9 protein-coding genes are annotated in these 10,904 nt (G+C 68.4%); 7 read left to right on the plus strand and 2 right to left on the minus strand.

Annotation, left to right across the window (positions count from 1 at the left end; all coding sequences use genetic code 11):
* Positions 1–15: 15 nt before the first annotated feature.
* Positions 16–1,710: a phosphoenolpyruvate--protein phosphotransferase gene (locus tag ABW137_RS31440; protein ID WP_526406118.1), complete on the plus strand. Its 1,695-nt coding sequence runs from the start codon at positions 16–18 to the stop codon at positions 1,708–1,710.
* A gap of 79 nt (positions 1,711–1,789) precedes the next feature.
* Positions 1,790–2,776 carry a pirin family protein gene (locus ABW137_RS31445; RefSeq protein WP_526406102.1) on the plus strand — a complete coding sequence of 329 codons (987 nt, stop codon included), beginning with the start codon at positions 1,790–1,792 and terminating at the stop codon, positions 2,774–2,776.
* Here the strand turns inward: ABW137_RS31445 and ABW137_RS31450 are convergent.
* Together ABW137_RS31450 and ABW137_RS31455 are read right to left on the minus strand one after the other, a co-directional pair.
* Positions 2,773–4,983, minus strand: a complete 2,211-nt coding sequence (locus ABW137_RS31450; RefSeq protein ID WP_526406104.1) for an FUSC family protein — start codon at positions 4,981–4,983, stop codon at positions 2,773–2,775. The genes ABW137_RS31445 and ABW137_RS31450 overlap by 4 nt on opposite strands.
* A gap of 24 nt (positions 4,984–5,007) precedes the next feature.
* Positions 5,008–5,574 (minus strand): TetR/AcrR family transcriptional regulator, encoded by a 567-nt coding sequence (locus tag ABW137_RS31455; RefSeq protein WP_526406106.1) that lies wholly within the window; start codon positions 5,572–5,574, stop codon positions 5,008–5,010.
* 187 nt (positions 5,575–5,761) lie between these two features.
* On the opposite strand from ABW137_RS31455, the gene ABW137_RS31460 reads away from it, so the two are divergent.
* The 5 genes from ABW137_RS31460 to ABW137_RS31480 all read left to right on the plus strand — a co-directional run bounded on the left by ABW137_RS31460 (position 5,762) and on the right by ABW137_RS31480 (position 10,864).
* Positions 5,762–6,397, plus strand: coding sequence for a TetR/AcrR family transcriptional regulator (locus ABW137_RS31460; protein ID WP_526406108.1), 636 nt, complete (start codon positions 5,762–5,764; stop codon positions 6,395–6,397).
* A gap of 82 nt (positions 6,398–6,479) precedes the next feature.
* Positions 6,480–7,412: a class I SAM-dependent methyltransferase gene (locus ABW137_RS31465; RefSeq protein WP_526406110.1), complete on the plus strand. Its 933-nt coding sequence runs from the start codon at positions 6,480–6,482 to the stop codon at positions 7,410–7,412.
* 95 nt (positions 7,413–7,507) lie between these two features.
* A complete protein-coding gene (locus ABW137_RS31470) occupies positions 7,508–8,935 on the plus strand; it encodes an aldehyde dehydrogenase family protein (RefSeq protein WP_526406112.1) in 1,428 nt (475 codons plus the stop codon).
* Between the two features lie 48 nt (positions 8,936–8,983).
* On the plus strand, positions 8,984–9,847 hold the full coding sequence (locus ABW137_RS31475; protein WP_526406114.1) for an SDR family oxidoreductase: 864 nt from the start codon (positions 8,984–8,986) through the stop codon (positions 9,845–9,847).
* Between the two features lie 42 nt (positions 9,848–9,889).
* Positions 9,890–10,864 carry an NADPH:quinone oxidoreductase family protein gene (locus ABW137_RS31480; RefSeq protein ID WP_526406116.1) on the plus strand — a complete coding sequence of 325 codons (975 nt, stop codon included), beginning with the start codon at positions 9,890–9,892 and terminating at the stop codon, positions 10,862–10,864.
* Positions 10,865–10,904 lie beyond the last annotated feature (40 nt).

Here is a 10,904-nt window from a genome sequence, read left to right on the forward strand (position 1 = left end):
TCGTCTCCCGTATCACTGCATCCCGCGGACGTCTCGCAGCCGCCCGCCGGAACCGTTCTTCGCGGCATCCCCGCGGTGGGTGGCGTGCAATACGCTCCAGTGATCAGGCCGGGCTCGCGGCCGACGGTCGACACCGCGTCGACCAGCGCCGATCTCGAGGAGTCCCGGCGCCCCGGTGAGGTGGCTCGGTTCGCCGCGGCCGCCGCCGCCGTGGCCGACCGGTTGCGCGAACGCGCGGCGAACGCCTCGGGTGCCGCCTCGGAGGTGCTGGCGACGACGGCGCAGCTGGCGCAGGATCGGGCGTGGATCGCCGCCACCGAGAAGCGGATAGGGCAGGGCAACCAGGCCGTCGGCGCGGTGACCGGTGCCGTCGAGCAGTTCGTCACCATGTTCACCCAGCTGGGCGGGCTGATGGCCGAGCGGGTGACCGATCTGCGTGACATCCGCGACCGCGTCATCGCCGAACTCAACGGCCTGCCCGAACCCGGCGTCCCGGTGCCCGAGGTGCCGTCAATCCTGTGCGCCGAGGACCTCGCTCCAGTCGACACCGCGGGTCTGGACGCCTCACTGGTCGTCGCGCTCGCCACCACGCTCGGCGGGCCCACCAGCCACACCGCGATCATCGCCCGTCAGCTCGGCATCCCCTGCGTGGTCGCCGTCGACGGGCTCGACGCCGTGCCGTCGGGAACCATGGTGATGGTCGACGGCACGCTTGGCACCGTCACGGTGTCGCCGGACGCCGCCATGGCGGCCGACGCCGTCGCCGTATCCCGCGGCGAGGCCGACCTGGCCAGGAGCTGGACGGGCCCCGGCGCCACATCCGACGGCCACGTCGTCGCCATCCTCGCCAACGTCCAGGACGGGGCAGCCGCCCGCGCCGCGCGCGACACCCCGGCCGAGGGCGTCGGACTGTTCCGCACCGAGTTGTGCTTCCTGAACCGCGACACCGAGCCGACCGTCGACGAGCAGGCGGAGATCTACGGGGAGGTGCTCGACGCCTTCGCGGGTCACAAGGTCGTCGTGCGGACTCTTGACGCCGGCTCGGACAAGCCGCTGAAGTTCGTCGGCCATGCCGACGAGGCGAACCCGGCCCTCGGCGTCCGCGGCATTCGCATCGCGGACGGCAACCCCGGCATCCTGACCCGCCAGCTGGAGGGCATCGCCGCGGCGGCCAAGCGGACCGGCAATGCCCCGTGGGTGATGGCGCCGATGATCGCCACGCCCGCAGAGGCGGAATCGTTTGCCGCCGAGACCCGTTCGTTCGGTCTTACGCCGGGCGTGATGATCGAGGTGCCCGCCGCGGCGCTGCTCGCGGACCGCATCCTCGAGCACGTCGACTTTCTGTCGATCGGCACCAACGACCTGACGCAGTACACGATGGCCGCAGACCGCATGTCGGCGGAACTCGCGACGCTGACCGACCCGTGGCAGCCCGCCGTGCTGGCGCTGGTGGCCATGGCGGTGCGGGCCGGGGTCGCCAGGAACAAGCCGGTCGGGGTCTGTGGGGAGGCCGCCGCGGATCCGCAACTGGCCTGCGTTCTGGTGGGGCTCGGGGTCTCGTCGCTGTCGGCGGCTGCCGCGGCGGTGGCGGCGGTCGGGGCGAAGCTGGCCCAGGTCACGCTCGCTCAGTGCCGGGAGGCGGCCGACGCCGCGCTGGCCACGGGGACGGCTGCCGACGCCCGCGCGGCCGCGGCCGCCGTCTTGTCCTAACGCTGGTCGAGGAACGGGTCAGGAATCAATCGGACCGCAGTCCGGTTACAGTGGGCACATCTGAGAAGAGGAGAACCCGATGCCCGCCATCACGGCCGATACCCTCACCCTTGCGCGCGTTGCAGCCCCTGCGCCGTTCGACACCCCACGCCCGGTTCGGTCCATCACGACCGGCCCCCGCGGCTACGAGGGCGAGGGCTTCCCCGTCGTCCGCGCCTTCGCCGGCGTCAGCGCCGCCCAGCTCGACCCGTTCGTCCACATGGACCAGATGGGCGAGGTCGAGTACGAACCCGGCGAGCCGAAGGGCACCGACTGGCACCCGCACCGCGGGTTCGAGACCGTCACCTACATGATCGACGGCCGCTTCGCGCACCAGGATTCGCACGGAGGCGGCGGCCTCATCACCGACGGCGCCACCCAGTGGATGACCGCGGGGTCGGGGATCCTGCACATCGAGACCCCGCCCGCCGAACTGGTCGAGAGCGGAGGCACCTTCCACGGCATCCAGCTCTGGGTGAACCTGCCCCGCAAGGACAAGTTCGCGACGCCGCGCTACCAGGCGATCGAAGGCGGCCAGGTCAAGTTACTGGCCTCCGACGACGGCGGTGCGCTGGTCCGCATCATCGCGGGCGAGATCGACGCCGAACAGGGAACAGGGCATGGCCCAGGACTCACGTACACGCCAATCAGCTTGGTGCACACCACCATTCAACCTGGCGCACGTCTCGATCTGCCGTGGAACCGGGACTTCAACGCCTTGGTCTACGTGCTGGCCGGTCAAGGATCCGTCGGCCCGGTGGGGCAGCCGATCCGGCAGGGTCAGCTCGCCGTCATGGGGCCCGGCGACCGGATCGTCGTCGCGGCCGACGCCACCCAGGATGCGCGGACGCCGGCACTCGAAGTCCTTCTCCTGGGCGGCAAGCCCATTCGCGAACCGGTCTTCCACTACGGACCGTTCGTGATGAACTCCAAGTCGGAGTTGATGGAGGCGATCGAAGACTTCAACGCGGGCAAGTTCGGCACCATCCCGCCGAACGCGTTGATGCCGCACACGTCGGAACGTTAGCTACTCGACAGCGCCACCGGCCGCACCGGCTCGGGATAGAGCAACTCCAGTTCGCCGAGATTCGCGGCGACGGTGACCAGCGGCAGCGCCGCCCTGATCGACAGGTCGGTGCCGCCGGACTCGGCGCGCAACGCCAGCACGAAGTCGTCGCTGATCGGCCCGAGTTCGTGCACCGGTCGCCGCCCGCTGAGGCGCTCCCGGATGGCGTTGGTGTGCATCTCCAGCACCTCCCGCACCCGTGGATATGCGGCCAGAGGTGGCGGGACGACGTCGGAGATCAGCTCGGCGGTGGTGCGCACGCGGACGGCCCGATTGGACGCCCTGATCACGGGCGCCCGTTGGTCCGTCGAGCCGCCGCTCTCCGACAGATAGTGGCGGACGGCGTCATCGAGGGTCCTAGTGGCCGACATCGCCTCGTGGCCCAGCGCGAAGACGCGGTCGTTGGCGGCTTCCGAGGCGCCGCGCGTCACCCGCTTGACGGCGGCCACCAGATACGTGCCGCCCGCCGCGACGGCGTCGTCGACCGTCCTCGCCACCCTGGATGCGGCGCCGCGTGGCCACAGCAGCAGCGATACGACGATGCCGACCAGCGCGCCGACCACGACGTCCTCGACCCTGATCAGCCCCACCTGCCAGCCGGTGGGGCTGATCGTGTTGAAGATGATCAGCACCATCATCGTGAACATCGCCTGACCGGCGACGAACGACGCCACCTCCGGGACGTACGCCGAGCCGAACGCGACCAGCGGCAGCGTCGCCCACATCACCACGGGTTCGACGCCCATCAACTCGATGAAGACCACGCCGAGTAGGAAGCCGAGCACCGTGCCCGCGACGGCGCGCAAGACTCTGGTCCCCGTAGTGAGGGCGCTGCTGCGCAGCACCGACATCGCGCCGAGCACCACCCAGAAGCCGTGTTCGACGGGGAACACGTGCGTGACCGCCACCGCGAGCGCCAGACCGAGCCCGGTGCGCAGGCTGTTGCGGACCACCACGGCGCGCGTCGCGAGGAAGCCCGACGGCAGCGACGTCAGGGCCTGCGACTCGGAGAGCACCCGGTCCGAGGCGCCGGCCGCGGGCAGCCCGCGGCCGAGTACCCGCGCCCACACCGGTCTGGCGTCGGCGGCCGCGGCCAGATCGATCACCCGCCCGGTGGCCCCGACGCACCCCGAGATCGTCCTTCGGGTGAGCAGTTTGCGGCCGACGCCGATGGCGGTCGCGTCGTTGGGCTCGGCGAGGATCTCGACGATGTCCTCGCGGTAGCGACTCTGCGCGATCAACCGCTGAACGGCCAACGCATCCATCAGGTTGGCGCGGTGCACGTCGCGGCCTGCGACGGTCGGCGTACTGAGCACCAGGGCGCTCTCCCGCAATACCCGGACCAAGGGATCGCGCATCTCGGCCAGCAGGTCGCCGGTGGCATCGGTGACGCGATCGGAGAGCCACTGCAGATCGTCGACCACCCGCACCAACGCCCGGCTTCCCGCCGTCAAGCCGACAGGGCGGAAGTCGGCGCCGAGGAAGTTGGCGCGCAACGCGCCCATCGCCGAGGACACGTCGTCGTCGGAGGCCGCGCCCTCGAGCCGGTCGGCGAGGGTCTTGCAGGCCTCCGCGGCATGCTTGCGCAACTCGTCGTGGTGGCGCGGCGGCAGGACGAACATCGCGGCGGGGATGGCGAGCGCGAGGGCGATCGCCCAGCCGAGGAGACGTTCGGGGATCGGGCCCACCGGTGTGCACGCGGGCAGCACGAAGATCATCAACGTCGAGCGCTGGCCCGCCGCGACGATTTCACTCAGCACGCCGGAGAACGTCACGGCCACCGCGACGACGAACATCGTCAGCACCGCCAGCCACGGGATCGGCGCCACCAGCGAGCCCACCGTGATCAGAACGAAGCCGTTGAGACCGAGGCCGCCGTAGGCCAGTGCCCGCGCGGGCCGGTTGCCGGGGAAGTCGACGGTGATCAGCAGCGCCACCGAGCCGAAGATCGCGAACAACGGTGTCTGCGAATCACTTCCAACGGCGAAGCCCACCGCCGCGGCGAGCGGCAGCACGATCGCGGCCCGGAGGGCCCGCCGCAGCGCGTCGCGCTCAGGATCGCGGCGGTCGAACCGTGCGACCGCGGACGTGAGGAGCGAAGAGAACCTAGCGGAGGTGAGGAGCGAAGGTGCAGAAGACCCGCGCCAGAGATCGGCTGGGGTCCGCATGCACGCCGATGGTAGACCGGGGCGTCAGCTCACGTCCGGGAGCGAGTCGAACCGGCCCGAATCCAGCGCGTCGAGCAGCTGGTCGGCAATCCACCGCAGATCGGCCGGATCGCGCGGCAGCGTCGACTGCTCGAACCCGATCAGCAGGTAGAGCCCCCACGATGCGAAGACTTGCGCCTGATGCTTGTTCTCCAGGATCTCGTGGGCCGCCTCGAAGAGAAGGTCGAAACGCTGCTGGTCGACGGCGGCCTGAACGGCTTGCACGTCGCGGTCGATCGAACTCCATACGCGGATGGCCGCCTCGGCCCCGTGCGGAAGCGCAAGCGCTTCCTGAATGAGGAGGTCGACGCGTCGTCGCGGGTCGGCTTCGGCGCGCACTGCCTCGGCGCTCGCTACGGTGCGGACCTGCACCCAATGGGCGACCATGTCTCTGGTGTAAGCCGACCAGCTGGTGAAGTAGTGGTAGAAGGATCCGGTGGTGACGCCCAGGCGATTGCACACCTCGGCGAGCTTGAGTCCCCCGTAGCCAAGGTCGGACAGCACTTCTAGGCCGGTCTCGATGTACGACTCCCGAGATACCGCTCCCGCCATGGCTGAACCTTAGTTGCGAGCGGTGGTTACGCGCTTGCCCGGGACTCCGTAGCTATGTCCGCAACTCGTAAGAATTCGTCCGGATAACCGGATGTGACGAGCACGGTGGTTTGCTGAATCCATTTCATTCGTGCCCCCGCAACCATTTCACTTCTTTTGTCAGGTTGACGTGTGGCACAATTTGGCTGTGCCGTACACCGCGACTCGAGGCCCAGGACGCCCACCCGCAGCTAAGGCGGCCGAGACGCGAGAGCGCATTGTGCGTGCCGCAAGGGAAGTATTTAGCGAACTGGGTTACGACGCAGCGACATTCCAGGCCATCGCGGTACGCGCCGATCTGACTCGACCCGCGATCAATCACTACTTCGCTAGCAAGAAGGTGTTGTACGGCGAAGTGGTGGAGAAGACCAACGAAATGGTGGTTGCCGCGGGGCTCGCCAAGGCCGAGGGACAGACGTCTCTACTGAAGAGGTTGTCGGCGTTCTTCTCGGCGGCAATGCAAGCGGATTCGCGCGATCGGTCGGCCGCGGCGTTCCTCGTCACCTCGGTGCTGGAGTCGCAACGCCACCCCGAGTTGAGCCGCGACGAACACAACTCGCTTAAGGCGTCCAGAGCCTTCGTGAGCTGGGCCGTGAACGATGCGATCGAGCGTGGCGAGCTGACCACGGACACCGACGTCGCCACCCTGGTCGAGATGCTGGTGGCGGTCATGTGGGGGATGGGCTTCTACGCCGGGTACGTCGGCGGCCACGACGAGCTCAGCACCATCGTCGAGAAGCTGGAGCTGCTGTTGGCCAACAAGCTCTGGAAGCTTGCCGACTGACCCCGTCGCTTCCTAGCGTGGCTAACTGAATCGGTAGCATGGCGAACGACCCTGTTTACCTCGCACCGACGGACGGCCCACCATGAGCTCCTTGCGTTCACACGACGACACCTGGGACATCGCGACGAGCGTGGGATCCACCGCGGTCATGGTCGCCGCGGCCAGGGCGGCCGAGACCGACCGGGAGAACCCTCTGATCCGTGATCCCTACGCCAAGATCCTGGTAGCCGGGGCGGGCACGGGCATCTGGGAGTTCATGCTCGACGAGTCGTTCATCGCCAAGGTCGCCGACACCGACGCCGAAGCGGCCTCGATCTTCGAGTACATGGGCAACTACCAGGCGGTGCGGACGCACTTCTTCGACGCGTTCTTCGCCGACGCGACGGCCGCGGGGATCCGTCAGGTCGTCATCCTGGCCTCCGGTCTCGACTCGCGCGCGTATCGGTTGGACTGGCCGACGGGCACCACGGTCTTCGAGATCGACCAACCCAAAGTTCTTGAGTACAAGGCGAAGACGCTTGCCGAGCATGCCGTCGAACCGTCTGCGCAACGGCACGAGGTGCCCATCGATCTGCGCTACGACTGGCCCACCGCACTGCGGGAGGCCGGCTTCGACCCGGCCGCGCCGACCGCGTGGCTGGCCGAGGGCCTGCTGATGTACCTGCCGTCGGACGCTCAGGACCGTCTGTTCGAGCAGATCACCGAACTGAGCGCGCCGGGCAGCCGCGTCGCGGCCGAGACCGTTGGCATCCAGGCCGAGGACCGACGGGCCCGGATGCGTGAGCGATTCCAGCAGTTGGCGGCCAAGTTCGAGATCGAACAGGCCATCAACGTGCAGGAACTGATGTACGACGACCCAGAGCGCGCCGACGTCGCGCAGTGGCTCGACGCGCACGGCTGGACGTCGACACCGGTCACCTCGCAGGCCGAGATGCGCAGGCTGGGTCGATGGATTCAGCTCGAGGACACCGACGACAGTTCGTTCTCGACGTTCGTCGTCGGTACGCGCGACTGAATCACGGGGCTTGACGGCCGTCGAGAGGCGCCCCCGAGACCCTGTTGCCCAACCGGGTGGTTGGTTAGGATCGTGCGGACGCAAGGAGCAATCCCATGACCGCAGACGCCACCGCAGCAACCGAATCCGTCGCTCCGAGCAGAACTGCCGCCACCGCGGTCGACGTTCCCGCCGTCGTCGCCCTGCTACGCAGGACCTTCGCCACCGGCCGAACGCGTGACGTCGCCTGGCGCAAGCAGCAGTTGGAGGCGCTGGCGACGCTGGTCACCGAGAACGAACCGGCCATCGCCGCCGCGCTGGAAGAGGATCTGGGCCGAAAGCCGTTCGAGTCGTGGCTCGCGGACATCGCCAGCACCGCGGGGGAAGCCGCCGACGCCGCGAAGAACGTCGGCAAGTGGACCAAGCGCAAGCACCGACTGCTGGAGAAGGCGCAGCTGCCAGGGCGCGCCTGGATCGAATACGAGCCGTTCGGCGTGGTGCTCGTCATCGGCGCGTGGAACTTCCCGTTCGCGCTGACGCTCGGACCGGCCGTCGGCGCGATCGCCGCCGGAAACGCCGTCGTGCTCAAGCCGTCCGAGGTGTCCCCCGCGTCGTCGGCGTTGATGGCCGAGCTGGTGCCCAAGTACCTGGACAACGACGCGATCGCCGTGATCGAGGGCGACGGGTCGGTCAGCCAGGAACTCGTCGCGCAGGGCTTCGACAAGCTGTGCTTCACCGGCGGCACCGAGACCGGCCGCAGGGTCTACGAAGCCGCGGCCAAGCACCTGACGCCGGTCACCCTCGAGTTGGGCGGCAAGAGCCCCGTGATCGTCGCCGCTGACGCCGACATCGCCGTCGCGGCCAAGCGCATCGCATGGACCAAGCTGTTCAACTCCGGTCAGATCTGCATCGCGCCCGACTACGTGCTGGCCGACGCGTCTATCCGCGATCAGCTCGTCGCCAAGCTCGGCGAGGCCATCACGCGCTTCGAGGCAGGCGGGTCCGGCGGCAAGCCCATCGTCAACGAACGCCACTTCGACAGGCTGACCGCCGCGCTCGCCGAGACCAGGGGCACCGTCGTCGTCGGAGGGGGCTCCGATGCGGCGAACCTCGAGATCGAGCCCACCGTCGTCGTCGACCCCGCGGTGGACGAGCCGCTGATGACCGACGAGATCTTCGGGCCGATCCTACCGATCGTCACGGTCCAATCCCTGGACGAGGCAATCGATTTCGTCAATTCGCGGCCCAAGCCGCTGGCCGCCTACCTGTTCACCAGGGCGAAGAACGTCCGGGAGCGGGTGATCAAGGAGGTGCCGGCCGGCGGCATGTTGGTCAACCACCTGCTGTTCCAGTTCTCCACCAGCAAGCTCCCGTTCGGCGGCGTCGGACCGTCGGGCATGGGCGCCTATCACGGCAAGTTCGGCTTCGAGGAGTTCAGCCATCGCAAGTCGGTCCTGACCAAGCCGACCCGACCCGACTTAACCGCCATGATCTACCCGCCGTATACAGAGAAGGCGTGGAAGCTGGCGCGCAAGCTCTTCTGACCGGCCCACGCCGAAGCTCGTCAACGAAGATCGAAAGATAGGAACGTCATGCCCGGAGTGCAGGATCGCGTCGTCGTCGTCACCGGAGCTGGAGGTGGGCTTGGTCGGGAGTACGCCCTGACCCTGGCTCGCGAGGGCGCCAGCGTGGTGGTCAACGATCTCGGTGGGTCCCGCGACGGCACGGGCGCCGGGTCGGCGATGGCCGACCAGGTGGTGACCGAGATCAAGGAAGCCGGCGGACGCGCCGTCGCGAACTACGACAGCGTCGCCGAGCCAGAGGGTGCGGCCAGCATCATCAAGACGGCGGTCGACGAGTTCGGTCAGGTCGACGGCGTGGTCAGCAACGCGGGCATCCTCCGAGACGGAACGTTCCACAAGATGACCTACGAGAACTGGGACGCGGTCCTCAAGGTGCATCTGTACGGCGGGTACAACGTGATTCGCGCAGCGTGGCCGCACTTCCGTGAGCAGAGCTTCGGACGCGTCGTGGTCGCGACTTCGACCAGCGGCCTGTTCGGCAACTTTGGGCAGGCCAACTACGGGGCCGCGAAGCTGGGGCTGGTCGGCTTGATCAACACGCTGGCCCAGGAGGGCGCCAAGTACAACATCAAGACCAACGCCATCGCACCGATCGCGGCGACCAGGATGACGCAGGACATCCTGCCGCCGGAGGTGTTCGAGAAGCTGACACCCGAGTACGTGGCTCCGGTGGTGGCCTACCTGTGCACCGAGGAGCTGTCCGACACCGACTCGGTGTTCATCGTCGGTGGCGGCAAGGTGCAACGCACCGCGCTGTTCCAGAACGACGGCGTGACCTTCGACGGTGTGCCGTCGGTCGACGACGTGGCGGGCAGGTGGGGCGAGATCACGGATCTGTCCGCGGCGAAGTCGGCCAGCTTCAAGCTGGCCTGATTCGGTGGGCAGGAGCGGAGTGACCAGGGGATCGAACCCAGCATGAAGGCGCTTGTCGCGCAGAGCCTTTCCGGTCCCGAGGGGCTGGTCTACACCGACGTGCCAGACCCTGTCGAACCGACCGGTGACGGCAACGTCGTCGTCGACGTCGGTGCGGCCGGGCTCGCCTTCCCGGACCTGCTGCTCATCAAGGGCGAGTACCAGCTTAAGGTCGATCCGCCGTTCGTCCCAGGGACGGAGGTCGCGGGCGTCGTGCGATCGGCACCGGAGGGCTCGGGCTTTGAAGTGGGGCAGCGAGTTTCGGGATTGTCGATGCTCGGGGGGTGGGCCGAGCGCGCCACGCTGCTCGCGGACAGCGTCATCCCGACCCCGGACGGCATCGACGACGGTGCGGCGGTGTGCCTCCTGGGCAATTACTACACGATGTACTTCGCGCTGGTGCGTCGCGCGGCGCTGCTGGCCGGCGAGACGGTGCTCGTACTCGGCTCCGCGGGCGGAGTGGGCACGGCGGCCATCCAGATCGCAAAGGCGCTGGGCGCCAAGGTGATCGCGATGGTTCATCGGCCTGGTGCGATGGAGTTCGTCGAGTCGCTGGGTGCCGACCTGGTGCTGCCGCTGACCGACGGGTGGGCGCAGGCGGTGCGCGATGCGACCGACGGGCGTGGCGTCGACATCGTCGTGGACCCGGTGGGTGGCGACCCGTTCGACGATGCGATCCGGGTATTGGCCACGGAGGGGCGGTTGTTGGTGCTGGGCTTCGCGTCCGGTGGCGGCATCCCGACCGTGAAGGTGAACCGGCTGCTGTTGCGCAACGTCAGCGTCGTCGGTGTTGGCCTGCGCGAGTTCATCAACAAGGTGCCCGACGCGCAGGCCGAGATCGGCGCTGGCCTTGGCAAGCTCGTCGAGGCGGGGCTGCGGCCACCACCACCCGTGCGCTACCCACTGTCGGAGGGGCGGGCGGCGCTGGAGAGCCTGGCCAGTGGCGGCGTCAAGGGCAAGGTCGTGTTGGAGCCGTGAGGACACCGAAGGCGTTGGCGTTCGACGTGTTCGGCACCGT

Source organism: Mycobacterium sp., from assembly GCF_040509115.1.
In the GTDB taxonomy this organism is placed as follows: Bacteria; Actinomycetota; Actinomycetes; order Mycobacteriales; family Mycobacteriaceae; genus Mycobacterium.